The following is a 24,821-nucleotide window of genomic DNA, read 5'->3' as shown; positions in this document are numbered from 1 at the left end:
CATCCGTGAAGGAGTTTTCCCGATGAGCAGCCATTCCCGCATCGCGCGGATCCCGCGCCTCCTCGCCGCGCCGCTGGCGACGGCCCTGCTGGCGGCCTGCGCGATGGGTCCGGACTTCGTCCGCCCGGAGCTTCCGCCCGACGAGGCGTTCCACCATGCCGCCGTCGCCGCCGATGCCGGGACCGAAGCCGGCGCCGCGGCGGCCAATGCCACCCCCGACGCCGCGCACGGCCCGTTCTGGGAGGGCTTCGGCGACGCGCAGCTGAGCACGCTGGTTGAGGACGCGCTGGCATCCAACCACGACCTGCGCATCGCGCTCGCCCGCTACGACCGCGCCAACGCCCTGCTGCGCGGGGCGAAGTTCGACCGCTATCCGACGCTCACCGCACGGGCCGAAGCCGGCGACTCGCGCGCCAGCGCCGACCAGATGCCAGGCGTCGCGCGCGGTGACCGAGACGGCGAAAGCTACAGCGCGGGCGTCACCGCGGCCTGGGAGCTCGACCTGTTCGGGCGCATCCGCCGCGGCGTCGAGGCCGGCCGCGCGGAGGCGCTGGCCGGCTACGCCGACCTGCAGGCGGCCCAGGTCGCGATCGCGGGCGAGGTCGCGCGCACCTACCTGGAGCTGCGCGGGACGCAGGAACGCCTGCGGGTGGCGCGCGGCAACGCCGACAACCAGCGCGAGACCCTGGAACTGGTGCAGGCGCGTTTCGATGCCGGCCGCGACAGCGAATTCGACACTACCCGCGCCCGCGCCCAGCTCGAGGCGACCTCGGCGCGGATTCCCGCGCTCGAAGCGCAGGTCGCCTTCGCCATGCACCGCCTGGCCGTGCTCACCGGGCGCAGTCCCGATGCCGTGGTCGCTTCGCTGGATGCCGCCGCGCCGCTGCCGACGCTGCCGTCCGCGATCGACCCCGGCACCCCCGGCGCGCTGCTGCGCCGGCGCCCGGACGTGGCCGCCGCGGAAGCACGCCTGCACGCCGCGACCGCCCGCATCGGCGTCGCCACCGCCGACCTGTTCCCGCGCTTCACCCTGGGCGGCCTGATCGGCAGCCAGGCGATCGATGCCGGCGCGCTGTTCGAACGCGACAGCGAGACCCGCCTGCTGGCGCTGGGCATCGACTGGTCCTTCCTCGACGTCGGCCGGGTGCGCGCGCGCATCGCCGCCGCCGATGCCGATGCCGCCGGTGAACTCGCGCGCTACCAGCAGGCGGTGCTGCTCGCACTGGAAGACACGGAGAACGCCCTGGTGCGCCTGGACCGTGCGCGAATAGAGGATGCCCACCTCGAACACGCGGCACGCGACAGCGCGCGTGCCGCGGAGCTGGCGCGCACGCGCTTCGAGGCGGGCGCCACCGGACTGCTGGAGGTACTGGACGCCGAACGCACGCGGCTGCAGGCCGAGGATGCCTTCGTCGAAGCCCGGACCCGCAGCGCCACCGGCGCGGTCGCGCTGTACCGCGCGCTGGCCGGCGGCTGGCCGCAGTCGTTGCCGATGCGCGAAAGCATCGGTCGGCGCTGAGGGCGGCGCGACCTCAGTCGGTGGGCAGCGGCAGGCTTTCGTCGGCGAAGACTGCGACGTGCGGCACGCCGTCGGTGCCGATCCAGCCTCGGTACATGCCCTCGGTGTTGAAGGGGAAGGCGACGCGGCCCTTCGCGTCGAGGGCGATCGCGCCGCCGTCGCCGCCGGCTTGCACCACTTCGCCATTGATCACGGCATCCGCGGCGGTGGCGATGTCCTCGCCGCGATGGCGCACGCGGGTGCAGACTTCGTGCGCGGCGGCGGTGCGGAGGTAGAACTCGCCCCAGCCGGTGCCCGACACGGCGCAACCTTCGTCGGCCCAGGTGCCGGCGCCGATGACCGGTGAGTCGCCGATGCGGCCCCAGCGCTTGTTGGTCATGCCGCCAGTGGAGGTGCCGGCCGCCAGGTGGCCGCGTGCATCGAGCGCCACGGCGCCGACCGTGCCGACGTACTTGAGGCCTTCGCGACCTGCGACCTCCTTGCGCAGCGCGCGCTGCAGCTGCTCCCAGCGGCGCTCGGTGCGGAAGTACGAGGGATCGACCAGCTCGATGCCCTGCCCTTCGGCGAAGGCCTCCGCGCCGCTGCCGGCCAGCATCACGTGCGGCGACCGCTCCATCACCGCGCGCGCCAGCAGGATCGGGTTGCGCACGCGCTGCACGCCGGCGACGGCACCGGCATTGCGGTCGCGCCCGTCCATCAGCGAGGCGTCGAGTTCGTTGCGGCCCTCGTGGGTGAACACCGCGCCGCGGCCGGCGTTGAAGGCGGGATCGTCCTCGAGCACGGTGATCGCCGCGACCACGGCATCCAGCGCCGGCGCGCCGGCCTGGAGCTTCGCGTGGCCGGCCAGCAGGGCACGTTCGAGGCCCGCGCGCGCGGCGGCCTGGTCCTCGTCCGAAAGCCCCGCGCGCACCACGCCCGCGCCGCCGTGGATGGCGAGCACCGGCGCTGCGGTCGCACCTGTATGCGAACCCCCGCCCGCGCCGGCAGCCGTGGATGCCTCGCCATCTTGCGCTTGCGCGGCACCCACGATCGCCGCACATCCCATCAGCATCGCCCCTGCCAGCACCACGGCGGCCGCACGCCTTCGATCGAATCGCTTCATGTCCTGCTCCTGGAAAACCTCAGACCGTACCGCGATTGCGCCCCTGCCAGGGCCGGTACCACTCGCGGATGCGGCGCATGTCGGCCTCGGTGTCGTCGCCGACGTGGAACAGCGGGCCAACGCCGATGATCTTCTCCGGATAGTGGAAATACACCGGCAGCACCGGCACATCGGCCGCGCGCGCGATCTTCAGGAAGCCGCTCTTCCAGTGCTCCACCGGCTTGCGCGTGCCCTCGGGCGCGAGGCCGAACCAGAACCGCTCGCGGCTGCGGATCATCTCCGCGACCTGGTCGACCACGCCGGACGAGCGCTGGCGGTCGATCGCCACGATCCCCAGCCCGCGCAAAAGGATGCTGAGCGGCCACCAGAACAGCTCCTGCTTGCCGAGGATCCTGATGTCCAAGCCCAGACCGATCTTCGCGGCCATGCCCCAGATCCCGTCCCAGTTCGAGGAATGCGGTGCGCCGATCAGCACCACCCGGGGTTCGTCGGGGAATTCGCCGACCAGGCGCCAGCCGCCGAGGCGGAGAATCGTGCGCCCGAACCAGCGCGTGAAGCGGTTCGGCTTCACCCGCGGCACCTTTGGCGGAAGCTCGGGCAGGATGTCGTCGCCGGCTGCGCTCATGGTTCCCCTGCGATGGATCAGTCCCAGTCGCGCCCCGTGCGACCGCGCTTGATCGTACTACGCTCGCGCTTGGCATCCAGCCGCCGCGCCTTGGCCGCGCGGCTGGGCTTGGTCGGTACGCGCTTTTTCGGCGCACGCAGTCCGGATTCGATGAAGGCCGCCAGCCGCTCGCGCGCATCCTGTCGGTTGCGCTCCTGGGTGCGGAAGCGCTGGGCGCTGATCACCAGTACGCCTTCGTCGGTGACGCGGCGGTCGCGCTTGGCCAGCAGTCGCTCGCGCACCGCCTCGGGCAGCGAGGGCGAAGCGGCGATATCGAAGCGCAGCTCGACCGCGGTCGCGACCTTGTTGACGTTCTGGCCCCCGGGGCCGGAGGCGCGGACGAAGCGTTCGACAAGCTCGCTTTCGGGGATTTCGATGGGGTTCGGCGTGGCGGTCATGCGTCGGGATCCGGTGGCCTGCACGATCATCGCCGGCTCGCGGCAGCGGTGGCGAACCGCGGCGATCGCTGCGATCAGGGCTGCGCGAAGAATGCCAGAGCGCGTGCGAATTCGCCGTCCGGCGGCGCGGTCACGTGCACGCGCGTGGCCACATCGTGCGGATGCGGGAAGGCCAGCTGCTCGGCGTGCAGCAGCATCCGATGGATGCCCATCATGCGGAAGCTGCGGTTGTGGCGGCCATCGCCGTGGCTGGTGTCGCCGACGAGGTGGTGCGAGAGGTGCTTGAGATGACGGCGGATCTGGCGGAAGCGGCCGGTCTGAGGCCAGGCGCGCAGCAGGGCGTAGCGCGAGGTCTCGAAGCCGGCGGACGGGATCGGCAGTTCGGCGGTGGCCAGGCGTTCGAAGCGGGTCACCGCGGGCTTCTTCTGCGGCTTGCCGGGGCCGCCGTCGAGCGGATGGTCGACGGTGAAGGCCTCGTCCGCCGGCCAGCCGCGGCAGACGGCGAGGTAGGCCTTGTCGACCTCGTGCAACATCAGCGACTTGCCCAGCGCCGACGCGGTATCGCGGTCGAAGGCCAGCAGCAGGCAGCCGCTGGTGGCGCGGTCGAGGCGATGCACGAGGAAGATCGGCCGGCCGAACTGTTCACGTAGGCGATCCGCGGCAAAGTCGTCCTCGCCGCGGGCCAGCTTGCTGTCGTGGACCATCAGGCCGGCGGGCTTGTTGACGACGGCGAAGCGCTCCTCCAGGTGCAGGACCGCCAGGGCAGGAGCGGCAGGCTCTGTGGGAGCGGCTATAGCCGCGATTTCACTCCCATCGCGGCTATAGCCGCTCCTACCGGGGGTGTTTCCGGCGGAGGTGGGGCTCATCACCGCGGGCGGGCGGCGATGATGGCCCAAAGGCCGCCGATGCCGGCGACCCACGCCGTCACCGGCACCGACCACAGGCGCGGGCCGCCGGCGTCGAGGCCGTACAGCACCGCGGCCACCACCAGCAGGCCGACGCCGAGGATCGCGGCCACGGTGCGGCGCTGCATCGCGCGCATCACTTCGACCAGCTCGGCCATTTCCTTCGAATGCATGCCCAGCTGGTGCCGGCCCTCGACCTGCTGCGTCAGCCAGGCGTGCAGCAGGCCCGGCATTTCCGGCGCGCGCGTGGCGAGTTCCGGCAGGCGCTTGCGGAACTCGGCGCCCAGGCGCTGAGGGCTGTAGCGCTCGGCCAGGATCCGCTCCAGCACCGGCCGCGCCACCGCCCAGATGTCGATCTCCGGATCCAGGTGCCGGCTCACGCCCTCGACGTTGAGCAGGGTCTTCTGCATCAGGATCAGCTGCGGCTGCAGGGTCAGCTGGTAGCGCTGCGCGGTGCGGAACAGCTTCAGCAGCACCTCGCCGAGCGAGAACTCCGACAGCGGCCGCGTGAAATAGGGCTCGCAGACGCCGCGCACCGCCGCCTCCAGCTCGTCCAGGCGCAGCGTCGACGGCATCCAGCCCGCCTGCACGTGCAGCTCGGCGATGCGCCGGTAGTCCTTGTTGAAGATCGCCATGAAGTTCTCGGCGAGGTAGTACTGGTCGTCGCCGGACAGCTGGCCGACGATGCCGAAGTCCAGCGCGATGAAGCGCGGGTTGAGCCGCCGCGACGGGTCGTCGTCGACCCAGATGTTGCCGGCGTGGGCGTCGGCGTGGAAGAAGTTGTCGCGGAACACCTGGGTGTAGAACACGCGCACGGCCTTGGCCGCGAGCAGCCTGCGGTCGATGCCGGCGGCCTCGATCGCGGCGAGGTCGTCGCTGGGGATGCCGGTCACACGCTCCAGCGTCAGGATCCGCTCGGTGCTGTGCGACCACACCGGCGCCGGCACGTACAGGTCGGGCGAACCCTCCCAGTTGCGGCGCAGCACCGAGGCGTTCGCGCCCTCGCGCTGCAGATCCAGCTCGGCGGCGAGCGTGGTCGCGACCTCGTCCACGACTTCGCGCGGGCGGATCTTGTCGGCATTGGGATGGGTGCGCTCGACGAAGCCTGCGATGCGCTCGAGCAGGCGGATGTCGGCGGCGATGCGGGCGTCGATGCCAGGGCGCAGCACCTTCACCACCACCTGCCGCGGCAGGCCACCGTCGATGCCGGGCAGCTCCGCCGCATGCACCTGCGCCACCGAGGCCGAAGCCAGCGGCACGGTGTCGAAGCGCGCGAAGGCGTCGGCCACCGGCATTCCCAGCTCGCGCTCGACGATCCCGCGCGCGACCTCGCCGTCGAAGGGCGCGACCTGATCCTGCAGCAGCACCAGCTCGTCGGCGATGTCGGGCGGCACCAGGTCGCGGCGCGTGGACAGCACCTGGCCGAACTTGACGAAGATCGGCCCGAGCTCCTGCAGTGCCAGGCGCACGCGCGCGCCGCGCGGCAGGTCGGTGATCCCGCGTTCGGCGCCCGGCACGAAGGGCCGCAGCAGCCACAGCCAGCGCCCGGCCGGCGTGCCCTCGGCCAGGGTGTGCAGGCGGTAGCGGAGCAGGACGCGCCCGATCTTCAGCGCATGCAGGCCCGACCTCACCGCGCGCCTCCCGCGGCCGCCGCCAGGCGCGCCACGCGCGCGGCGATGCGCTCGACGTCGTCGCGCAGCACGTCGACATCGTCGTGGAAGGCGTCGAGCTCATGCTTCCCGACCACGTCGCGCGACTCCTCCACCACGTATTCGGCAGCGGTGGACGCGAACTCCTGGCCGGCGCGGCGCGCGCCCTTCAGCGCCGAGGCCGCGGCATTGGCCACCTGCACGCCCACCACCTCGCCGAAGGCGGCCACGAAGGGCCGCTGCCAGTCGGGATCGAAACGCTGGGCCAGCCGTTGCAGCGCGCGCGCCAGCTCGGCATCGCCCTCGATGCGCAGGCGGCCGCTGGGCGTGGCGTGGTCGTCGCCGGCACCGAGCAGGGTCTGCAGCTGGCCGAAGAGGCCGCCGATCGTGGTGCGCACCGACAGGTCGGGATCGGCGTCGGCCTCCACCGGGCCCACGCGCAGCGCCTCGCCGTCGACGCGGATCGACATCGCCAGCGGCGGCGAGGCCAGGTGCAGGGCGACATGCCGCCCGTCCAGCCGGGACAGCGCCTGGCGGGTGTCGTCGTCGAGGGTGAGCGCGCGGTTGAGCGCCGATTCCAGCGCGCGGCCGGCCAGCGGCTTCAAGCCGGACAAGGGAGACGGGGATCGGGCCATGGCCGGCATTGTAGCGGCCGCGGCCTGCGCCGCCGCGGTGCCGGAGGCGGCACCGCGGCGGCGGGGATTCAGATCTTCCTGCCGCGGAAGAACGAGATGATGGCCAGGATCAGGAACACCACGAACAGGATCTTGGCGATGCCCGCGGCGGTACCGGCGATGCCGCCGAAACCGAGCACGGCGGCGATCAGGGCGATGACGATGAAAATGACGGCGTAGCTGAGCATCTGGATTCTCCGGTCCGTCGGAATGCGGACGACCGGGCACATGTTCAGGGGAGCGCGGTGGTCAGGAAGTGATGGCCGCCCCGCCCTGCGACGCGGCCAGGCGCTCCAGCCCCTTGGCGATCGACACCCGCGGCACGTAGCCGAAGTCGCGGGTGGCCGGCGCCATGTCGTACCAGTGGGTGGTGCTGAGCTGCTCGGCCAGGAAGCGGGTCATCGGCGGCTCGCCGCCCAGGCGCAGCAGCGGCCACAGCGCCTCGCAGGCCGCGCCCACGGCGTAGGCCACGCGGAACGGGATCGTGCCCTGCACCTCCGGCGCGCCCGAGGCCCGCAACAGGCCGTTGACGATATCGCGCACCGCCATCGGCTCGCCGTTGCTGATGAAGTAGGCGCGGCCGGCGCAGGCGGCGCCGACCTCGAGATGGTCGAGCGCGTCGAAGTGGGCCTGGGCGGCGTTGTCGATATAGGTGGTGTCGATGCGGTTGAGCCCGTCGCCTACGAAGCGCAGGCGGCCGGCGCGCGCGCGCTCGGCCAGCCGCGGCACCAGCTGGTTGTCGCCCGGGCCCCAGATCAGGCGCGGGCGCAGGGCGACCGTGGCCAGGGTGTCGTCGTTGGCGGCGAGCACGATCTTCTCGGCGATCAGCTTGGTGGCCGCGTACGGCGCCTTCAGGTCCTCGCCGTAGGGCACGGTGTCGGCGGTGCCGCCTTCCACCGGATGCGTGGCGCGGTGGGTGACGCTGGGCGAGGAGGTGTGCACCAGCTTCGGCACGAAGTGCTCGCGGCAGCCGGCCAGCACGTGCCCGGTGCCCATGACGTTGGCGCGGTGGTAGCTGTCGTAGCTGCCCCAGGCGCCGGCCTTGGCGGCGTTGTGCAGCACCGCGTCCATGCCGGCGCAGGCGGCGATGACGGCGTCGCGGTCGGCGAGGTCGCCGCGCAGCTGGCGCACGCCCAGCACGTCGAGCTCCGGGTAGTGGCCGCGGTTGAAGCTGGTGACCTCGTGCCCGCGTTCGACCAGGCCGCGGCACAGCGCCTGCCCGAGGAATCCGCCACCGCCCGTCACCAGTATCCGCACCACGCCGCTCCCGCGTCAGTCCGGCGCCGACGCCGGTTCGAAGACCCTGCCGGCACGGAGCTCGCGCGCGGCCCAGACGGCCAGCTTTTCGCGGCCGATCTTCGCATTGTGGCGGATGTCGACCGGGAATGCGGGGTGGAAGGTGAAGCTGTCGACGTGGGCGGTGTGCACGAAACCTTCGCCGAGGTGGCGGAGTTCGTCGGCGATGCGGGCGTGCTCCGTCTTCGCGATGCCGACGTTCAACTCGACGCAGAGCAGCAGCCGCTGGGCGCCGCGTTCGCCGATGCCGACCAGGGCGGTGCGGCGCACTTCGGGGTGGGTATCGAAGACCGGCTCGACCTGTTCGGTGCAGAGGGTGCGGTTGGCGGTGACCACGCGCTGCGACTTGCGGCCGCAGAACCAGAGGCGGCCTTCGGCGTCGAAATAGCCGAGGTCGCCCATGCGGTGGACGATGCGCGCACCTTCGCGGATCTTCGCCAGCCGCGTCTGCGCCTCACGGTTGAAATAGGTGTCCGTGGCCGTGGGCCCCGCCACCGTGATCTCGCCGACCTGGCCCGGCTTCACCAGCAGTTCGTCCGACCACTCGGCGATGGCCTCGTCGGTGATGCGGATGATGCGCACCTCGTTCGGCGCCACCGGGCGACCGACGCAGGTGCCGGCGCCGGTCTCGGTGCGCTCGCGCAGGGTCATCAGTTCGCGACCCTCGATCACCGCCACCGGCAGGCATTCGGTCGCGCCGTAGGGCGTCCAGAACTGGGCGTCGGCGGGCAGCAGTTCGCGCATCTTCGCCACTACGTCGGCGGGCACGGGTGCGCCGGCCGAGGTGACGCGGGTGACGGTGGGCAGCGGCCGCCCGTGGTTCGCCAGCACCCGCATCAGCGCCGGCGAACCGAACAGCTGGGTCACGCCGAAGCGTTCGATCGCCGCATGCAGCTTGCGCGGATCGGCCTTCGCCGGCCGCGTCGGATCCATGTCGGGAATGATCGAGGTCAGCCCCAGCGCCGGATCGAACAGCGCGAACGGCGGGAAGGTCGGCAGGTCGACGCCGCCGGGCTGCAGGCCGAAGGCGTCGCGCAGCATGTCGATCTGGGCCACGAAGTGGCGGTGGCGGTAGACCACGCCCTTGGGCACGCCGGTGGATCCGCTGGTGAACAGGATCGCGGCCACGTCGTCGGGTGCGGTCGCGATCAGCTGCGGGCCGGCGCCCTCGCCGTCGCGTTCCACCTCGGCCAGGGTGGCGTCGGCGAACCGCGCGCTGCGCCCGGTGGTGATGCGCAGCTTCGCCGCCCGCGCCCAGCGCAGCAGCACGCGCGCGAACATCGCCAGCGGCACGCCGATGAAGGCGTCCGGCCGCGCCTCGTCCAGGCACTGCTTCAGCGCACGCTTGTCGATGCCCGGGTCCACCAGCACCGGTACCGCACCGGCCTTGAACAGCGCGTACATCAGCAGGAAGAACTCCGGCGTCGGCCGCACCATCACCACCGTGCGGCTGCCGCGGCCGATGCCGCGCCGTGCCAGGCCGGCGGCGATGGCGTCGCTGCGCCGGTCGAGCTCGCCGTAGCTGAGGGCCGCGTCGTAGCGGCCGCCGTGGCCCGGGCAGCGCATCGCGATGCGCTCCGGTGCCTCGGCGGCGAGCCGGGGCAGCGCCGCGGCGATGTTGCAGGCTTCGGTCATCGCGCGATTATCGCCGCTCAGTCCCCCATCGCGCCCAGCGCGAACAGCATGTCGACGTAGGACTTCTCGATCGCCGCCAGCCCGGCGGCCTCCACGCCCGCGGCCGGATGCACCAGCATGTACTCGTCCGGCGCGTGCGCGCCCGAGCCGTGGCCCAGGCCGCCGAACACGAAGGGCAGGCCCAGGCTGCGGGTGAAGTGGTGGAACGGTGCGCTGCCCGCCAGCCAGGGCGCGACGCGCAGCCGGGTCCCGTACTTGTTGAACACGCCGATCGAGGCCTGCACCAGCGGATCGTCGACCGGGGTCGAAGCCGCCGGATAGCCCGACATCGGGCGCACCACGATGTCCTCGAAGCCGTTCGCATCCAGGTGCGCGCGCAGCATCCGGAACGCCTCGTCCGGCTCCAGGCCGGGCGGCAGGCGCGAATCCATCTTGGCCGTGGCCACGTGCGGCAGGATGGTCTTCACCCCTTCCCCGGTGTAACCGCTCCAGATGCCGTCGATGTTGAGCGTCGGGTCGTAGAGGTTGCGGACCAGGGCGTCGCGCCCTTCGTCGCCGTCGATCCAGCGCGAGACGCCCAGCGCCTCCTGCTGCTGCCTGTCGTTGGACGCCAGCGCCAACGCATTGACCAGGCGCTGCTCGGCCACGGTCGGGGCCTGCACCGCGTCGTAGTAGCCGGGAATCAGGATGGTGTTGCCGTCGGGCGAGGTCATCGAGGCGATGGCCTGCACCAGCCGCAGCGCCGGCGAATCCACCAGCGCCTTGAGCGAACCGTGCACTTCGGCCCGCGCCGGGCCGCCCCACGCGCCGCCCCTGGATTCCAGCTCGAAATAGATGATGCCCTTCACGCCGAGGTTGAGCGTCGCCTCGCCGGCCGGGTTCTGGATGTTCATCGGGAAGAAGGCGCCGTCCGCTTCGCGCAGGCGGTCGGCCCAGGGCGCGACCACGGCGCCGAAGTTGGGCGAGCCCAGCTCCTCCTCGCCCTCGGCGACCACGTACAGGTTCACCGGCAGCTGGCCCTGCGCCTTGATGATGGCGTCCACCGCGTTGAGGAAGGCGCGCTGCGGACCCTTCTGGTTGGTCGCGCCGCGCGCCATCAGCACCGTGCCCAGTTCGTGCTCGACCAGCTCGCCGGCAAAGGGATCGTCGATGCGCCAGTTGTCCTCGATCGGCTGCACGTCGTACATCATGTAGACCACCAGGGTCCGCTCGGCGCCGGCATCGTAGTGGCCGAGGACGCCCGGATGCCCCGGCGTTTCGACCAGCTCGACCTGCTGGAAGCCCAGCGCGCGCAGGTCGTCGGCGACCAGCCCCGCCATGTCCCGGATGCCGTCGTCCTGGGCGCTGATCGAACGCTGGCGGACCCAGCGCTGCAACTCGGCCACATGCGCGTCGAGGTCGGCGTCGATGCGCGCGTAGACCGCGTCGTGGCTGCCGGCATAGGCCGGGATCTCCGAGGCATCGAAGGCGTCGCTGGTGGAGAAGCTGCGATCCGGGCGCGGATTTTCCGCATGAGCCCCGGTCGTCGCCGTGAACAGACAGGCCCCGGAGAGCAGGAGGCAGGAAGCAAGCAAACGGCTGCGCGTCATCAGGGGTCTCCAGGAAAGCCTGCCGGCACTGTAACCGGCTGCCCGCGCCGCTGCCTCCGCGGCACTTGCGCACCCCCGGGCCGTGGTCGAAAAATCCGCTCCCCACCGCATCACGACCGCCCGCGTGCCCCACCCCTGCCTGAGCTGCGGCGCCTGCTGCGCCCACTACCGCGTGAGCCTGCACTGGTCCGAGGCCGAGCCCGACCTGGGCGGCGGCGTGCCGCGCGAACTGACCGTGCCCCTGCGCAGCCACGAGTTCGCCATGCGCGGCACCGAAGGCGGCGGCCACCCGCGCTGCATCGCGCTGGACGCCGACATCGGCCGTCATTCCCGCTGCAGCATCCACCCCATGCGGCCGCAGGCCTGCCGCGATGTCGCAGCCTCCTGGGAATCCGGCGAGCCCAGCCCGCAGTGCGACCGCGCCCGCGCCGCCCACGGCCTGGCGCCGCTCGCCCCGGCCGACTGGATCTGGCGCGAAGCCGCGGCCAACGACCGCGACGGCAATCCCGACGACAGCGACAATCCCAACGATCGCGGCACCCCGCCGCCCGCGCTGCCGCCGCCGATCGCGGCCTGAGGCAGTGGCAGCCGGCACCCGCCGGCGGTCGCGGATCAGCGCTGTTGGTGCGGGCGCTGCAGCGGGTGGCGGTCGAGGAAGTCTCGGATCGCGGGAACCAGCACCTCGTGCTTGTCCTCGAGCACGTAGTGCCCGGCATCATCGAAGGCCATCACCTCCGCGCCCGGCAGCTCGGCCTGGAAGCGTTCCAGGAAGTGATGGTCGAACACGAAGTCCTTCAGCCCCCAGCCGATGAAGGCCGGCAGGCCCGCGTACTCGTGCAGGCGCTGGCCGGATTCCTCCAGCAGCGGCCACGCCCTGTCCTTCGGCGACAGCGGGATGTCCTGCATGAAGCGCACCGTGGAAATACGGTTCTTCCAGCTGTCGTAGGGCGCGACGTAGGCGCGGCGCACCTCGGCCGGCATCCTGCGCTCCACGCCCAGCCACGAGGCGCCGGACGAGAACGCGTTGAAGCCGCGGATCACCATCTCGCCGACGTTGTAGTCGCGGCCCAGCGCGATCTGCCAGGGCATGGCCTTGGCCTCGGGCATCGGGAAGGCCGCGGTGTTGAGCACCACCAGCCGCTGCACCTGCGCCTGGTGCGACAGCGCCCAGCCGAAGCCGATCATCCCGCCCCAGTCGTGCACCGCCAGGGTCACCGGACCGGTGATGCCGAGGTGGTCGAGCAGCGCGGCCAGGTCGTCCACGCGCGACTGCAGGGTGTAGTCGTAGCGCGGGATCGCGTTGGGCGCGTCGTCGGGCTTGTCGGAAAGCCCCATGCCGACGTGGTCGGGGACGATGCAGCGGTAGCGATCCGAAAGGCCCGCCACCAGGTGGCGCCAGTAGTAGCTCCACGACGGGTTGCCGTGGACCATGACCACGACCTCGCCATCGCGGGGGCCTTCGTCGAGGTAGCTCAGCTCGATGCCGGGGCGCACCTGGAAGCGGTGACGGGTGGCGGGGTAGTCGGGGAAATCCATCGCGCAATTGTAGCCCGCGGGTGCCGACCCACCTGCGCGCCGGCCTGGGCGACTACCATGCCCGCCTGCCTTTCCGGATGCCTGCCCCGATGACCGCCGCCGCCCCGCCCTACCTCGACGAAGACCGGATCGAACGCCTGGCCACCCTGCTGGACCAGCGCGCGGTGCCGTTCAAGGGATTCAACCTGGAGGCCCTGGACGGCTTCCTGACCGCGCTGGCGGTGTCGCCTTCATCGGTGCCGCCGGAGGAGTGGCAGCCCGTGGTCTGGGGCGGCAAAACGCCGCGCTGGGACAGCGAAGACGAGGCGGCCGCCGTGCAACAGCTGCTGATGGGCCACCTGAACATGGCCGTCGCCCGCGTGCGCCATGGCGATTCCGACCTGCCCGACCACCTCGCACCGCTGATGTGGCTGCCCGAGGACCCTGAACTCGGCGGCGAAGACAGCCTGCGCGAGGACGAACTCGACGTTGGTGCCGACTGGGCGCAGGGCTTCTTCACCGCGGTGATGCTGCGCGAGGCCGAATGGGACCGCTGGCTGGACGACAACGACTGGATCGAGGACATCTTCGACGCGCTCGACCGCCTGGCCAGCGGCGAAGCCATCAACCCCGACGACCCGACCGCCCCGGCGATGCCGGTCGACTACCGCGAGCGCCTGGGGATCGTAGTCGATCTCCCGGGGATGATGGCCGACCTCAACCACCACCGGGTGGAGGCGCTGACCCCGCGTACGCCGATCCGGCGCGATGATGGGCCTGGGCGCAATGATGCGTGTCCCTGCGGGAGCGGGAAGAAGTACAAGAAGTGCTGCGCGGCGGGCTGAGGCAGCTCCCTGCGCGTGTCCGGGACAGGGACCGCGGCCATCCGCCGCCTCAGCCCGCGAACCCCCTCACCCATTCCACCAGCGGATTCCCGGGCTCCATCAGCAGCTTCACCGTCAACACCAGCGACATCACCACCAGCAGCGGCCGGATCAATCGCGCGCCGGCCCTGCCCAGCGCCAGGTGCGCGCCCAGCTGGCCGCCGGCGATGCTCGCCACCGCCATCACCAGCCCCACTACCCACAGCACCTGGCCGCCGATGACCAGGGTCACCAGCGCGGCGATGTTGCTCGACAGGTTCAGCAGCTTGGTATGCGCGGTGGCCGACACCAGGCCCATGCCGAACAGCGCCACCAGCGCGGTCGCCATGAACGAGCCGGTGCCGGGGCCGAAGAAACCGTCATAGAAGCCCAGCGCGAACATGATCGTGACCAGCGCCGCCTGCCCCAGCCGCGCGTGGCGCTCGGCTTCGCTGGCCTTCGGCCCGAGCAGGAAGTAGGCCGCCATCGCCACCAGCAGCACCGGCACCAGGCCGGCCAGGAACGAGGGATCCACGAGCTGGATCGCGATCGCGCCGCCCACCGAGCCCGCGAACGCGCCCACCACAGGCCACAGGAAGCGCCGGAAGTCGATCCGCCCCTGGCGCGCGAAGGCGAGCACGGCGCTGGTGGTGCCGAAGCTCGACTGCAGCTTGTTGGTGGCGATCGCCTGCACCGGCGGCACGCCGGCGGCCATCAGCGCGGGAATGGTGATCAGCCCGCCGCCGCCGGCCAGCGCGTCGATCGTGCCTGCGACGAAGGCTGTCAGCGCCAGCAGCGCCAGCACCTCGATTCCAAACTCCATAGACCTGCCCGGAAACAACGAAGGCCGGACAAGCCGGCCTTCCTGTGCGTCAGCGGATGCCGGCGCTTACCACTCCACCTCGGCCATCGAGCAGTTCAGGCCCGAGCCGATGCCCAGCAGGGCCACGCGGTCGCCCTTCTTCAGGCGGCCCATCTCGCGCAGCTTGCTGAGCACGATCGGCACCGAGGCCGGGCCGATGTTGCCGTGCTCGCCGAAGATGGTCATGACCTTCTTCGGGTCGATGCCCATGGCCTTGGTGAAGGCAGCGGTGTGCACCTTGCTGACCTGGTGGATCACGAACTGGTCGAGCTCGCCCACCACCCAGCCAAGCTTCTGCGTGGCGACCTGGAAGGTCTTCTGCGCCAGCTTCACGCCTTCGATCAGCAGCATGCGGGTGTCGGTGATCATGCCGTCGAGGTTGCCGCGGCAGAGCTTGTTCCACTCGGTGGCCGCGCGGGTCACGCCGCCCTTGTAGCGCGGGGCGCCCGGGGCGAGTTCGGCACGCGCCAGCACCATGGCGGCGGCGCCGGAGCCGAGCGTCAGGGTGGCCAGCTCGTTGCGGAAGTCTTCCTCGGTGACGTCGGCGCGGGTCATGCGCTCGATGGTCTTCTCGTAGGCGAGGTCGGCGGTCTCGCCGTCCACCACCAGGGCGTAGTCGATCTCGCCGCGCTCGATCATGCGGCTGGCGATGTCCATGCCGTTGATGAAGGCCAGGCAGGCGTTGGCGACGTCGAAGTTCTGGCAGGTGTCGGGCAGGCCGAGGTTGCCGCTGACGATCGAGGCCGTGGACGGCTCCAGGTAGTCGCGGCTGACCGAGGTGTTGACCAGCAGGCCCATGCGCGCGGGGTCGACGCCGGCGTCGGCCAGCGCCTTCACGCCGGCGAGCGTGGCGGCGTCGGAGGCCTGCATGTCGCCATCCCAGAGGCGACGGGCGTGGATGCCGGCGATGTCCTTGAGGACGTCGGTCTTGATGCCGAGGCGGTCGAGCGTCGGCTTCAGGCGGGCGTTGATCTCGTCCGAGGACAACCGGCGCGGGGCGTCGATGTGGGCGAGGCCGGCAATGGCTACGTGCTGGAACAACATGGGCTGGCCGCCAGAGTGCAGGAACAAAGATTTCCTAGGGTACCGGCTTCCGGCCCCCGGCGCACATTCCGGGGGTTGAGGGGCTCCCGGAGGGCCCAACCGCCCGCCCGGTCAGCCGCCGCAGCGCCAGGCGGCCCAGCGCTGGGCGCCGCGGACCGGGTCGGACAGCGGGTGGATGGTGTCCGCACCCAGGCCGGGGGCCTCGTTGCGGGCCAGGGTCTCCAGTTCCTCGCGCACGCGGAGCGGGTTGCGATCGATGAAGGCGACGCTGTGCTTCACCGCCACCTCGATCTCGCCGCGCTTGTCGCAGCCCGCCGGCGGCGAAGCCGCCACACGCACCGAGGACGCGCCCGGGGCCATGTGCACCCAGGTGCAGGCGGACAGCGTGGCCAGGACGGGGATCAGCAGCAGTGCGCGCATGGGAATGGCTCCGTGAAGGATGGACGTGATTGTGCCCCGGTCGCGCGCCGCCTCAGCGGGCCACCGGCTTGCCGTCGGCGTCGAGGATGGTGACCTCGCCCAGTTCCAGCGCGCGCACCGGGGCCTCGATCTGCGACAGGTCGCCGACCACCACCCAGGTCAGGGTGGACGCGTCGAGGGTCTTCGCGGCCGCGGCCACCTGGGCCGGGGTCATGGCCTCGACCTCGGCCTTGCGGCGCACCACGTAGTCGTCCGGGCGGCCATACAGGACGTTGCCGGCGATGGTCGAGGCCACCGACGAGGTGGTCTCGTAGGCGCCGGGCAGGCTCAGGGTGTTGATCGCGCGGATGCGCTCGACTTCCTCCGCGGTCGGCGGCGCCTCGCCGCTGGCGAAGCCGGCGATCTCGCGCTGCATCTCGGCCATGGCTTCGGCGGTCTTGTCGATCTGCACCGGGGCCGAGGCCAGCCACGGGCGCTGGCCCAGGGCACCCGACGCGCCGCTGCGCGCGCCGTAGGACCAGTGCTTGTCCTCGCGCAGGTTCATGTTCAGGCGCGCGGTGAAGTCGCCGCCGATCACGCCGTTGGCGATGTCGAAGCGCACCGCGCCGGTGTCCGTGGTCGAGGGCACCAGCTGGCCGGCGTAGATGTTGGCCTGCACCGCACCGGGCTGGTCGATCAGGAACACGCGCGCACCGGCCGGGCGCGGCACGGCCGGAATCGCCGCGGCGGCCGCGGGCGCGTCGCCGCTGCCGACCCAGTCACCCAGGTGCTTTTCCAGCACCGGCACGATCTCGGCCAGGGTGGTGTCGCCGACCACCACCAGGGTCGCGCCCTCGGGGCGGACGCTGGCGCGGTGGAAGGCCATCAGGTCGTCCCGGGTCAGCGAGGCGATGGAGTCCTCGGTGCCGCTGCCGGTGAACGGCATCGAATAGGGATGGCCCTCGCCGTAGAGCAGCGGCGGCAGCACGCGCAGCGCGGCGGTCTGCGGCCGCGCCTTCTCCTGCGCGATGTTGGCGATCCAGGTCGCGCGCACGCGTTCGATCTCGGCGGCATCGAAGTTGGGCCGGCGCAGCATGTCGGCGAACAGCGCCACCGAACCGTCCAGCTCACCCTTCAGCGCCGACAGCCACGCGGTGCCGGCGTCCAGGCCGGCGCCGGCACCCAGCTGCGCGCCCAGCGCCTCGGCGCGGTCGGCGAAGGCCAACGCACCCTGGCCGGCGGCGCCCTCGTCCAGCATGCCCATGGCGAAGCTGGCCGTGCCGACCTTGCCGCCGGCGTCGGCGCTGTAGCCGGCGCCCGGGAACTGGTAGCTCAGCTGCACCACCGGCACGCCGCTGCGGCGGGCCAGCACCACGGTGCTGCCGTTGGACAGGGTGGCGCGCTCCACGGCCGGGAATTTCAGCTCCGGGAAGGCGTCCGGCATCGGCACGCCCTGGCTGCGGTCGACCGTGGCCGGCTGCACGCCGTAGCGGGCGTCGATCGCCGGCAGGTTCCAGGGCTGCGGCGTGCCTGCAGGCTCCTCGGCCAGCGCGATGCGCTCACCGGGCACGACCACCAGCGTGTGTTCGCCCTTGGCCAGCCAGTTGCGGCCGGCGGCCTGCACCTCCTCGGCGGTGGCAGTATCGATGATGCGCAGCGACTCGCGGAAGCAGCCCGGGTCGCCTTCATAGACCGCGCACTCGGCCAGGGCATCGGCCTTGCCGCCGAAGCCGCCGATGCGCTCGATGCCGCGGACGAAGCCGGCGCGGAATACGGTGCGTGCGCGCTCCAGTTCCTCCGCGGTCGGGCCTTCGGCCAGCAGGCGGGCGATTTCCTCGTCGATCACCGCCTCGACCTTCGCCGGGTCCACCCCCTGCTTGACGTTGGCGATGACCATGAAGTTCGAGCCCAGCTGCTTGCCGTAGGTGCCGGCGCTGATGCTGTCGACCAGCTGGTCGCGATGCAGCAGGCGCGTGTCCAGGCGCGAGGAGCGGCTGCCGCCCAGCACCTGGGCCAGCAGCTGCAGGCGGTCGAGATCGGCATCGCCGACCTCGGCCACGTTCCAGACGCGATAGATGCGCGGCTGCGGCACCTTGTCTTCCATGGTCTCGCGGGTGGACTGCGCGCGGCGCGCGACGTCCACCTTCGGCTGCGCCATGTCGGGGCCGGCGGGAATGTGGCCGAAGTACTTCGCCACTTTCTCCTTCGCGGTGGCGAGGTCGATGTCGCCGGCCAGGACCAGCACCGCGTTGTTCGGTCCGTACCAGGCGCGGAACCAGGCGTGCACGTCCTCGAGCGCGGCGGCGTCCAGGTCGTTCATCGAGCCGATCACGGTGTGGTGGTAGGGGTGGCCCTTCGGGTAGAGCGCCTGCATCAGCTTGGTCCAGGCCTGACCGTAGGGCTGGTTCTCGCCCTGGCGCTTCTCGTTCTGGACCACGCCGCGCTGCTCGTCCAGCGCCGCCTGGTCGACCGCGCCCAGCAGGTGGCCCATGCGGTCGGACTCCATCCACAGCGCGGTGTCGAGCGCGGTGGTGGGCACGTTCTGGAAGTAGTTGGTGCGGTCTGTGTTGGTGGTGCCGTTCTGGTCGGTCACGCCGACCTGCTTGAAGGGCGCGAAGAATTCGCCGTCATGGTTCTCCGAGGCCTGGAACATCAGGTGCTCGAACAGGTGCGCGAAGCCGCTGCGGCCCGAGGGCTCGTCCTTACTGCCGACGTGGTACCAGATGTTCACCGCCACGATCGGCGCCTTGCGGTCGGTGTGCACCACCACGCGCAGGCCGTTGGGCAGGGTGAATTCCTCGTAGGCGATGTCGACGCCGGCCCGGGCCTCGGCGGGCTCGGCCTCGGCCCAGGCTACGGGAGCCACGGTCCCGAGGACTGCAGCGAGTGCGATGGCGAGGACGGTTCCGCGGCGCGGCAGGGTCTTGGCGGTCGGCATGGTTCTTCCTTGCGGGATCGAAACGCCATGGTAAGCCGCCGCGCCGGCCCCGGGGCGGGCCATTGGTACCGGCGATACCGGTCCACGACCACACCGCAACAGGGTTTGGTGCATGCTCGCGGCATGGACACGCCTATCCGCACCTCGATCGTCACCGGCGCCAATCGTGGCCTGGGGCTGGAGTTCGTCCGCCAGCTGCTCGCGCGCGGCGACCACGTCCTGGCCGCCTGCCGCCAGCCTGGCCGCGCCACCGACCTCAACGCCCTCGCCGGCGAGCATCCCGGCCGCCTGCACCTGCTGCCGCTGGACGTGGCTGACGCGCGATCGCGGGCCGCCTTCGCGGCGGAGCTGCCGCTGGTGCTGACCGACGGCGTGCGCATCGACCTGCTGGTCAACAACGCCGGCGTGCTGCACTCCGGGGAGCGGTTTGGAAACCTCGGCGAAGCCAATCTGGAGCACAGCTTCCGCGTCAATGCCATGGGCCCGCTGCTGCTGGTCCAGGCCCTGGCGCCGCTGCTGGCCGACGGCGCGAAGGTGGCCAACCTGTCCTCGCAGCTGGGCTCGATCGCCGGCTGTGGCCGCTTCGGCACGCCGAGCTACAACATCAGCAAGGCCGCGCAGAACATGGCCACCGCGCTGCTGGCGCACGCCCTGCGCGAGCGCGGGATCGCGGTGGTGGCCCTGCACCCGGGCTGGGTGCAGACGGAGATGGGCGGCGAACAGGCTACGGAAACCGCAACGGAATCCGCCACCGGCCTGCTCGGCGTCATCGACGGCCTGGGCGTGGACGACAGCGGCCGCTTCCTCGACTGGCGCGGCGAGGAACTCGCCTGGTAGCCGGCCGCGGCGGGTATCCTGCCGGCCCGCACCGCCGCGCCCGCGATGTTCGACATCATCCTCCACCAGCCGGAAATCCCGCCCAACACCGGCAACGTGATCCGCCTGTGCGCCAACACCGGCGCGCGCCTGCACCTGGTGCGGCCGCTGGGCTTCGACATGGACGACCGCCAGCTCAAGCGCGCCGGGCTGGACTACCACGAGTACGCGCCGGTGGCGGTGCACGACGACCTCGACGCGGCGCTGGCCGCGATCGCCCCGGCGCGGCTGTTCGCGCTCAGTTCGCGCGGGCAGGTGCGCTACGACACCCCGCGCTATGCCGACGGCGATGCCTTCCTCTTCGGCTGCGAGACCCGCGGGCTGCCCGGCGACGTGCTGGACGCGGTTCCCGCCGACCGGCGCCTGCGGCTGCCGATGCGCCCCGGCAACCGCAGCCTCAACCTGTCGAACGCGGTGGCGGTGGTGGCATACGAAGCGTGGCGGCAATCCGGATTCGCGGACGCGGGTTGAGGCGGCGCAAACCACGGATCGACGCTCGCCTGCAAGCCGTTGCAACAGGCCCGGGACACAGATTTCCGAAAAGTTCCTGCACCCGCGGGTTCAATATTCAGGTCACGTTGCCTTCACATCGGCATGATGCGTGCACCGGCCACGGGCGGTATCCGATTTCCCCGATCGGTTCTCTCCCCTCCCCTGCCCCCGTGGCCGGTCCTCTTCCCAAATCTAGAACTAAACAGAGGATCTCCCCCGATGAAGCGCTCCCTGATCGCCATTGCACTGGCGGCATCGCTGCCGTTTGCCGCAAACGCCGCCGAAGGCGTCACCTACAACTACGTCGAGGGCGGCTACAAGGCTTCCAACGGCGACATCGACGCCGACGGCTACGCCGCCAACGCATCGTTCGCGTTCCACCCCAACTTCCACGTCTTCGGCGGCCTCGGCAGCCAGGAGATCGACCACACCAACCGCGACGTCGACCAGTACCACCTCGGCCTCGGCTACAACCTCGAGATCTCGCCGCGCGCCGACCTGCTGGCCCGCGTCGCCTACCAGAAGCTCGACGCGGGCCGCGTGCTCGGCCAGGAGCTCGACTTCGACGGCTGGAGCACCGAGGTCGGCGTCCGCGGCCTGCTGGCCAACAACTTCGACGGCTACGCCCTGGCCGGCTACGAAGACTACGACGGCGGCATCGACGGCGACTTCTACGGCCGCCTGGGTGCCAACGTCCGCTTCAACGCGAACTGGGGCATCAACGGCGACGTCAAGTTCAACGGCGACGTGACCGAATGGTTCGTCGGCCCGCGTTTCACCTGGTAAGTCCCACGGGGTAACTCCCGGCGTCGCAGCGCGACCTCTCTCCGCGCCTGCGATGCACGACCCCGGCCGAAAGGCCGGGGTTTCTTTTTGTCCGGTAGTCGGCCCCGGGGCCGGGCCGCGCCGCGCCGGGCTCAGCGGAAGCTGTAGACCAGATTGATCGTGGTCAGGCTGTCGGTCTTGCGCGTGTCCGCGCCGACCTCGGTGTTGTGCCGCAGCTGCAGGCCCGCCTTCAGCGCGAAGGACTCGTTCATCGCCACCGCGACGCCGAAGTCGTTCTGGGCGAAGGTGTTGTCGGAACCGGCCTCGATCAGGAGCTTGTTGAACAGCTCGGTGTTGTCGGTCAGGCGGTGGCTGAAGTCGAGCAGGCCGCGCAGGATGGCGTCGGACTCGATGTCGCCGGTTTCGGCGTCGCGCGCGCGGCGGTAGCCCGGGCCGACCTCACCCAGAAACTTCGTGCGCTCGGAATCGACCAGTTTGCGGCCGTAGCTGAGGGCCACCGTGGCCTGGTATTCGTAGGGCGAGAAGTCGTCGTTCTCGTAGCGGCCGCTGCCGGAGATGTGGTTGCGGTCGTCGAACTTGTACGCGCTGGATGCGCCCAGCTCGTAGCGGTTGGCGTTGAGCTCGTAACGTTCCTCGTCCACGCCGTCACCGTCGAAATCGCCGGTGACCTCGCCCTTCGCGCGCAACGCGGCGGCGTACCAGCCGTGCTTCCAGTCCTCGGTCTCGCGGCCGAAGGCGAGCCTGGCATTGAAGTTCTCGGAGCGGGCGTTGCCGCGCGCGAGCGCGAAGCCGAGTTCGCCGGTGCCGGTCCAGCCGGTCGGCGCTTCGGGGGCTTCGGGAGCGGCATCCTGCGCGAAGGCCAGCATCGGCGCGGCAGCCAGCGCCACTGCGAGGGCGGAACGACGGATACGGTTTGCCATGGGTGGAGTGATCCCCTTTGTGTGTGGTGTCGCGTGTGTCGTACGGTGCCGTGCGCGCACGGCGGACAGGCTTTCAGTTCAGCCGATCAGCTTGCTGGCGTACTCGGCCTTCTGCTCGCGGGCGAGCAGGCGGGCCAGCCCCTCGGCCGGGGTGATGTCGCCGTGCAGCACGTCGCGGACGTTGCTGGAGATCGGCAGCTCGACGCCGTGGGCATCGGCCTGGCGCATGACCTCGTCGGCGGTCTGCACCGATTCCACCACCTGGCCGATCTCGCGCACAGCCTCGTCCAGGCTCTGCCCGCGGCCGAGCGCCAGGCCCAGGCGGCGGTTGCGCGAGAGGTCGCCGGTGCTGGTCAGTACCAGGTCGCCCAGGCCGGCCAGGCCCATCAGGGTCTCTGGCCTGCCGCCGATGGCGATGTTCAGGCGCAGCATCTCGTTCAGGCCGCGGGTGATCAGGCCGGCGCGGGCGTTGAGCCCCAGGCCCATGCCATCGGCCACGCCGGTGGCCACGGCCAGCACGTTCTTCATCGCGCCGCCGAGTTCGGCGCCGAGCATGTCGTTGCCGGTGTAGGCGCGGAACGCGGGGCCATGCAGCACGTCGGCCACCGACTGCGCGAAGGCCTCGTCGTCGCCGTGCACGGTGACCGCGGTCGGCTGGCCGCTGGCGACCTCCTTCGCGAACGAAGGCCCGGTGACCACGGCCAGCGGCACGTCGCCGCCCAGCACTTCGCCGGCGACCTCGTGCAGGAAACGGCCGGAGCCGGGCTCGAAGCCCTTGGTCGCCCAGGCCACGCCGGCGTGCGCCGGGCGCATCGGCGCCAGCGCGCGCAGGGTGCCGGCGAAGGCGTGCGAGGGCACCACCACCAGCACCAGGTCGGCGCCGGACAGCGCTTCGGCCAGGTCGGTGGTGGCGCGCAGCGCCCCGGGCAGGGCGATGCCCGGCAGGTAGCGCGGGTTCTCGTGGCGGGTGCCGATGGCCTCGGCGACATCCGCATCGCGACCCCAGAGCAGGGTCGGATGATCGTGGCGCGCGATCAGCGCCGCGAGCGCGGTGCCCCAGGAGCCCGCGCCGAGCACCGCGACCGCCGGCCTGGCCGACGGTGCGATGGAAGGCTGCGCAGCCACTCAGGCGTTGCCGCTGGTCTCGCTGCTGGCCAGATCGCCGCCCTGCTGGCCGGCGGCGCGCTGGCGCAGGCCTTCGGCGTACAGGGCCTCGAAGTTGATCGGCTGCAGCAGGAAGGGCGCGAAGCCACCGGCCTGGATCAGGTCGCCGATCACCTGGCGCGCATAGGGGTACAGGATCGACGGGCAGTGGGTGCCCAGCATCGCGTCCAGCGACTGGTCGTCGAAGCCGGCGAGGTTGAACAGGCCCGCCTGCTGCACTTCGACCAGGTACACGGTCTTGTCCTCGGCCAGCTTGCAGGTCAGGTTGATGCCCAGAACCACCTCGAAGGTCGACGACTCGCCGACGCGGGTGACGCGCTGGTTGAGGTTCATCTGCAGCTGCGGCTGGCCCTGCTCGCCGAAGGCCTGCGGGGTCTTCGGGGCCTCGAAGGAGACGTCCTTGACGTAGATCTTCTCGACCGTGAACTGCGGGCCGGCGTTCTGCTCGGGCGCGGCGGCGCCGTTCGCATTGATGGGGTCTTGCTCGGACATCTCGGTCAACTCCAGCGGAATTCGGGTTAAGAGAGGGATTATCGCACGCTGCCTGTGGCTACTTGCCGCGCCCCTTGGCCAGCGGCAGGTCGGCCTGCTGCCAGGCGCCGATGCCGCCTTCGAGCACGTACACCTTCTCGAAGCCGGCCTTGCGCAGGCGCTTGGCGGCGTCGACCGCGGTCATGCCGGCCTTGCACACCGCCACCACCGGCAGCGACTTCGCGTTGGCCAGGGCCTTGTTCTCCGGGTCGAACTGGGCCATCTGCACGTTCTTCGAGCCGGGGATGTGCCCCTTCTCGAATTCGGCCGAGGGGCGCAGGTCGACCACCAGGGCGTCCTCGCGGTTGATCAGCGCGGTCAGCTCGGCCGGGCGCAGGCCCTTGAAGCCGCGGAACACGCGCATCACCTCGGTATAGATGATGGCCACGGTGATGCCGGCCAGGGCCAGCGAGAGCATGGGGTTGCGGCCCAGGAAGGCCGACAGTTCTTCGAAATTCACGTTGTGCGGACATCCGTCGGCGGGCCGCGATTGTCGCCCAGCGTCGGCGGCGGCGCAAAGCGGCGGCCGGGCGGGCTTACTCGCCCCGCCAGAAGTCCGGCAGCCCCCCGGTGATCCACCAGGTGCGGGCCTGCTCGTCCCAGCGCCAGCTCTCGCGGTAGCGCATCCCGCGCTCGGCCATGGTGTGGCGGTTGATGACGCCGATGTCGATTTCGCGCTGGGCGGTGCCGTCGGCGGCCTGCTGGCTGCCGAGGTCGCGGTAGTGCGAGACCTGGATCTGGGCGTAGCGCTCGAGCTGGATGTCGGTCAGCGGGTGCTGCTCCCGGTATTCCGGATCGACCAGGTTCCAGGCGCCCTCGAAGTCGCCCCAGCGGATCGCCGCCGACCAGGCGTACTGGGCGCGCTGCAGGGCCTCGCCCTTGCCGCCGCCGGTGGAGCAGGCGGACGGGAGCAGCACCCCGGCCAGCAGTGCGAGGGTGGCGAAGGCAAGGCGGAAGCGGGTCAGTCGCATGGCAGGGTCCCCGGAACGTCGGCGGCCAT

At 71.2% G+C, this 24,821-nt stretch carries 26 protein-coding genes; 6 read left to right on the top strand and 20 right to left on the bottom strand.

What is annotated here, in order from left to right; translation table 11 throughout:
- The first annotated feature begins 22 nt into the window (after positions 1–22).
- Positions 23–1,519 (top strand): efflux transporter outer membrane subunit, encoded by a 1,497-nt coding sequence (locus E2170_RS00555; protein ID WP_132998714.1) that lies wholly within the window; start codon positions 23–25, stop codon positions 1,517–1,519.
- A gap of 13 nt (positions 1,520–1,532) precedes the next feature.
- On the opposite strand, the gene E2170_RS00550 is transcribed toward E2170_RS00555, so the two are convergent.
- The 10 genes from E2170_RS00550 to E2170_RS00505 form a co-directional block, all read right to left on the bottom strand.
- Entirely contained in the window at positions 1,533–2,621 is a 1,089-nt protein-coding gene (locus E2170_RS00550) for an isoaspartyl peptidase/L-asparaginase family protein (RefSeq protein ID WP_243708006.1), read from the bottom strand.
- Between the two features lie 19 nt (positions 2,622–2,640).
- Positions 2,641–3,246 (bottom strand): lysophospholipid acyltransferase family protein, encoded by a 606-nt coding sequence (locus E2170_RS00545; RefSeq protein ID WP_132998713.1) that lies wholly within the window; start codon positions 3,244–3,246, stop codon positions 2,641–2,643.
- A 17-nt stretch (positions 3,247–3,263) separates the two neighbouring features.
- Positions 3,264–3,683 (bottom strand): alternative ribosome rescue aminoacyl-tRNA hydrolase ArfB, encoded by a 420-nt coding sequence (gene arfB / locus E2170_RS00540; RefSeq protein WP_243708005.1) that lies wholly within the window; start codon positions 3,681–3,683, stop codon positions 3,264–3,266.
- Between the two features lie 74 nt (positions 3,684–3,757).
- The gene (locus tag E2170_RS00535) at positions 3,758–4,549 is read right to left on the bottom strand and encodes a pseudouridine synthase (RefSeq protein ID WP_132998711.1); all 792 of its coding nucleotides are present in this window, start codon (positions 4,547–4,549) and stop codon (positions 3,758–3,760) included.
- Positions 4,549–6,219 carry a ubiquinone biosynthesis regulatory protein kinase UbiB gene (gene ubiB, locus E2170_RS00530; protein WP_132998710.1) on the bottom strand — a complete coding sequence of 557 codons (1,671 nt, stop codon included), beginning with the start codon at positions 6,217–6,219 and terminating at the stop codon, positions 4,549–4,551. Before ubiB ends, E2170_RS00535 begins: the two co-directional genes overlap by 1 nt.
- Positions 6,216–6,872 (bottom strand): ubiquinone biosynthesis accessory factor UbiJ, encoded by a 657-nt coding sequence (locus E2170_RS00525; protein WP_132998709.1) that lies wholly within the window; start codon positions 6,870–6,872, stop codon positions 6,216–6,218. The genes ubiB and E2170_RS00525 overlap by 4 nt, the downstream gene beginning before the upstream one ends.
- A gap of 68 nt (positions 6,873–6,940) precedes the next feature.
- Positions 6,941–7,099, bottom strand: coding sequence for a DUF1328 domain-containing protein (locus E2170_RS00520; protein ID WP_132998708.1), 159 nt, complete (start codon positions 7,097–7,099; stop codon positions 6,941–6,943).
- A 61-nt stretch (positions 7,100–7,160) separates the two neighbouring features.
- Positions 7,161–8,168, bottom strand: coding sequence for a 2-alkyl-3-oxoalkanoate reductase (oleD, locus tag E2170_RS00515; protein ID WP_132998707.1), 1,008 nt, complete (start codon positions 8,166–8,168; stop codon positions 7,161–7,163).
- A gap of 15 nt (positions 8,169–8,183) precedes the next feature.
- The gene (gene oleC / locus E2170_RS00510) at positions 8,184–9,842 is read right to left on the bottom strand and encodes an olefin beta-lactone synthetase (RefSeq protein WP_132998706.1); all 1,659 of its coding nucleotides are present in this window, start codon (positions 9,840–9,842) and stop codon (positions 8,184–8,186) included.
- Between the two features lie 17 nt (positions 9,843–9,859).
- Positions 9,860–11,431 (bottom strand): M20/M25/M40 family metallo-hydrolase, encoded by a 1,572-nt coding sequence (locus E2170_RS00505; protein ID WP_132998705.1) that lies wholly within the window; start codon positions 11,429–11,431, stop codon positions 9,860–9,862.
- Positions 11,432–11,555: 124 nt separating this feature from the next.
- Between E2170_RS00505 and E2170_RS00500 the strand changes: the two genes are divergently transcribed.
- The gene (locus E2170_RS00500; RefSeq protein WP_132998704.1) at positions 11,556–12,008 is read left to right on the top strand and encodes a YkgJ family cysteine cluster protein; all 453 of its coding nucleotides are present in this window, start codon (positions 11,556–11,558) and stop codon (positions 12,006–12,008) included.
- Positions 12,009–12,043: 35 nt separating this feature from the next.
- On the opposite strand, the gene E2170_RS00495 is transcribed toward E2170_RS00500, so the two are convergent.
- Positions 12,044–12,967: an alpha/beta fold hydrolase gene (locus E2170_RS00495; RefSeq protein ID WP_132998703.1), complete on the bottom strand. Its 924-nt coding sequence runs from the start codon at positions 12,965–12,967 to the stop codon at positions 12,044–12,046.
- An 89-nt stretch (positions 12,968–13,056) separates the two neighbouring features.
- On the opposite strand from E2170_RS00495, the gene E2170_RS00490 reads away from it, so the two are divergent.
- Positions 13,057–13,791, top strand: coding sequence for a UPF0149 family protein (locus E2170_RS00490; protein ID WP_132998702.1), 735 nt, complete (start codon positions 13,057–13,059; stop codon positions 13,789–13,791).
- A gap of 49 nt (positions 13,792–13,840) precedes the next feature.
- Here E2170_RS00490 and E2170_RS00485 read toward each other — a convergent pair whose 3' ends face one another.
- The 4 genes from E2170_RS00485 to E2170_RS00470 all read right to left on the bottom strand — a co-directional run bounded on the left by E2170_RS00485 (position 13,841) and on the right by E2170_RS00470 (position 19,052).
- Positions 13,841–14,632 (bottom strand): TSUP family transporter, encoded by a 792-nt coding sequence (locus tag E2170_RS00485; RefSeq protein ID WP_132998701.1) that lies wholly within the window; start codon positions 14,630–14,632, stop codon positions 13,841–13,843.
- A gap of 66 nt (positions 14,633–14,698) precedes the next feature.
- Positions 14,699–15,715 carry a 3-oxoacyl-ACP synthase III gene (locus E2170_RS00480; protein ID WP_132998700.1) on the bottom strand — a complete coding sequence of 339 codons (1,017 nt, stop codon included), beginning with the start codon at positions 15,713–15,715 and terminating at the stop codon, positions 14,699–14,701.
- Between the two features lie 111 nt (positions 15,716–15,826).
- Complete coding sequence (locus tag E2170_RS00475) at positions 15,827–16,135, bottom strand: DUF4156 domain-containing protein (protein WP_132998699.1); 309 nt, start codon at positions 16,133–16,135, stop codon at positions 15,827–15,829.
- Positions 16,136–16,187: 52 nt separating this feature from the next.
- Positions 16,188–19,052 (bottom strand): M16 family metallopeptidase, encoded by a 2,865-nt coding sequence (locus tag E2170_RS00470; RefSeq protein WP_132998698.1) that lies wholly within the window; start codon positions 19,050–19,052, stop codon positions 16,188–16,190.
- A 123-nt stretch (positions 19,053–19,175) separates the two neighbouring features.
- On the opposite strand from E2170_RS00470, the gene E2170_RS00465 reads away from it, so the two are divergent.
- From E2170_RS00465 to E2170_RS00455, 3 genes are all read left to right on the top strand, one after another.
- On the top strand, positions 19,176–19,889 hold the full coding sequence (locus E2170_RS00465) for an SDR family oxidoreductase (RefSeq protein ID WP_132998697.1): 714 nt from the start codon (positions 19,176–19,178) through the stop codon (positions 19,887–19,889).
- Between the two features lie 45 nt (positions 19,890–19,934).
- Positions 19,935–20,399, top strand: a complete 465-nt coding sequence (locus E2170_RS00460) for a tRNA (cytidine(34)-2'-O)-methyltransferase (RefSeq protein WP_132998696.1) — start codon at positions 19,935–19,937, stop codon at positions 20,397–20,399.
- A gap of 240 nt (positions 20,400–20,639) precedes the next feature.
- Complete coding sequence (locus E2170_RS00455; RefSeq protein ID WP_132998695.1) at positions 20,640–21,206, top strand: porin; 567 nt, start codon at positions 20,640–20,642, stop codon at positions 21,204–21,206.
- A 131-nt stretch (positions 21,207–21,337) separates the two neighbouring features.
- Here E2170_RS00455 and E2170_RS00450 read toward each other — a convergent pair whose 3' ends face one another.
- The 5 genes from E2170_RS00450 to E2170_RS00430 form a co-directional block, all read right to left on the bottom strand.
- The gene (locus tag E2170_RS00450; protein WP_132998694.1) at positions 21,338–22,126 is read right to left on the bottom strand and encodes a DUF481 domain-containing protein; all 789 of its coding nucleotides are present in this window, start codon (positions 22,124–22,126) and stop codon (positions 21,338–21,340) included.
- A 78-nt stretch (positions 22,127–22,204) separates the two neighbouring features.
- Positions 22,205–23,233, bottom strand: a complete 1,029-nt coding sequence (locus E2170_RS00445) for an NAD(P)H-dependent glycerol-3-phosphate dehydrogenase (RefSeq protein WP_132999939.1) — start codon at positions 23,231–23,233, stop codon at positions 22,205–22,207.
- Between the two features lie 18 nt (positions 23,234–23,251).
- The gene (gene secB / locus E2170_RS00440) at positions 23,252–23,782 is read right to left on the bottom strand and encodes a protein-export chaperone SecB (protein WP_132998693.1); all 531 of its coding nucleotides are present in this window, start codon (positions 23,780–23,782) and stop codon (positions 23,252–23,254) included.
- 58 nt (positions 23,783–23,840) lie between these two features.
- Complete coding sequence (locus E2170_RS00435) at positions 23,841–24,281, bottom strand: rhodanese-like domain-containing protein (RefSeq protein ID WP_132998692.1); 441 nt, start codon at positions 24,279–24,281, stop codon at positions 23,841–23,843.
- Positions 24,282–24,357: 76 nt separating this feature from the next.
- Positions 24,358–24,792 (bottom strand): hypothetical protein, encoded by a 435-nt coding sequence (locus E2170_RS00430; protein WP_132998691.1) that lies wholly within the window; start codon positions 24,790–24,792, stop codon positions 24,358–24,360.
- Between the last annotated feature and the right edge of the window lie 29 nt (positions 24,793–24,821).

Source organism: Luteimonas arsenica, from assembly GCF_004352825.1.
GTDB classification, from domain to species: domain Bacteria; phylum Pseudomonadota; class Gammaproteobacteria; order Xanthomonadales; family Xanthomonadaceae; genus Luteimonas; species Luteimonas arsenica.
Note: the sequence above shows the minus strand (reverse complement) of the source record. Positions and strands in the feature narration are given on the sequence as shown.

What these genes read in the sequence shown, in the direction of transcription:
- E2170_RS00555 (WP_132998714.1), top strand. Translation starts at nt 23, where the DNA reads ATGAGCAGCCATTCCCGCATCGCGCGGATCCCGCGCCTCCTCGCCGCG.
- E2170_RS00550 (WP_243708006.1), bottom strand. Translation starts at nt 2,621, where the DNA reads ATGAAGCGATTCGATCGAAGGCGTGCGGCCGCCGTGGTGCTGGCAGGG.
- E2170_RS00545 (WP_132998713.1), bottom strand. Translation starts at nt 3,246, where the DNA reads ATGAGCGCAGCCGGCGACGACATCCTGCCCGAGCTTCCGCCAAAGGTG.
- arfB (WP_243708005.1), bottom strand. Translation starts at nt 3,683, where the DNA reads ATGACCGCCACGCCGAACCCCATCGAAATCCCCGAAAGCGAGCTTGTC.
- E2170_RS00535 (WP_132998711.1), bottom strand. Translation starts at nt 4,549, where the DNA reads ATGAGCCCCACCTCCGCCGGAAACACCCCCGGTAGGAGCGGCTATAGC.
- E2170_RS00525 (WP_132998709.1), bottom strand. Translation starts at nt 6,872, where the DNA reads ATGGCCCGATCCCCGTCTCCCTTGTCCGGCTTGAAGCCGCTGGCCGGC.
- E2170_RS00520 (WP_132998708.1), bottom strand. Translation starts at nt 7,099, where the DNA reads ATGCTCAGCTACGCCGTCATTTTCATCGTCATCGCCCTGATCGCCGCC.
- oleC (WP_132998706.1), bottom strand. Translation starts at nt 9,842, where the DNA reads ATGACCGAAGCCTGCAACATCGCCGCGGCGCTGCCCCGGCTCGCCGCC.
- E2170_RS00505 (WP_132998705.1), bottom strand. Translation starts at nt 11,431, where the DNA reads ATGACGCGCAGCCGTTTGCTTGCTTCCTGCCTCCTGCTCTCCGGGGCC.
- E2170_RS00495 (WP_132998703.1), bottom strand. Translation starts at nt 12,967, where the DNA reads ATGGATTTCCCCGACTACCCCGCCACCCGTCACCGCTTCCAGGTGCGC.
- E2170_RS00490 (WP_132998702.1), top strand. Translation starts at nt 13,057, where the DNA reads ATGACCGCCGCCGCCCCGCCCTACCTCGACGAAGACCGGATCGAACGC.
- E2170_RS00485 (WP_132998701.1), bottom strand. Translation starts at nt 14,632, where the DNA reads ATGGAGTTTGGAATCGAGGTGCTGGCGCTGCTGGCGCTGACAGCCTTC.
- E2170_RS00480 (WP_132998700.1), bottom strand. Translation starts at nt 15,715, where the DNA reads ATGTTGTTCCAGCACGTAGCCATTGCCGGCCTCGCCCACATCGACGCC.
- E2170_RS00475 (WP_132998699.1), bottom strand. Translation starts at nt 16,135, where the DNA reads ATGCGCGCACTGCTGCTGATCCCCGTCCTGGCCACGCTGTCCGCCTGC.
- E2170_RS00470 (WP_132998698.1), bottom strand. Translation starts at nt 19,052, where the DNA reads ATGCCGACCGCCAAGACCCTGCCGCGCCGCGGAACCGTCCTCGCCATC.
- E2170_RS00465 (WP_132998697.1), top strand. Translation starts at nt 19,176, where the DNA reads ATGGACACGCCTATCCGCACCTCGATCGTCACCGGCGCCAATCGTGGC.
- E2170_RS00460 (WP_132998696.1), top strand. Translation starts at nt 19,935, where the DNA reads ATGTTCGACATCATCCTCCACCAGCCGGAAATCCCGCCCAACACCGGC.
- E2170_RS00455 (WP_132998695.1), top strand. Translation starts at nt 20,640, where the DNA reads ATGAAGCGCTCCCTGATCGCCATTGCACTGGCGGCATCGCTGCCGTTT.
- E2170_RS00450 (WP_132998694.1), bottom strand. Translation starts at nt 22,126, where the DNA reads ATGGCAAACCGTATCCGTCGTTCCGCCCTCGCAGTGGCGCTGGCTGCC.
- secB (WP_132998693.1), bottom strand. Translation starts at nt 23,782, where the DNA reads ATGTCCGAGCAAGACCCCATCAATGCGAACGGCGCCGCCGCGCCCGAG.
- E2170_RS00430 (WP_132998691.1), bottom strand. Translation starts at nt 24,792, where the DNA reads ATGCGACTGACCCGCTTCCGCCTTGCCTTCGCCACCCTCGCACTGCTG.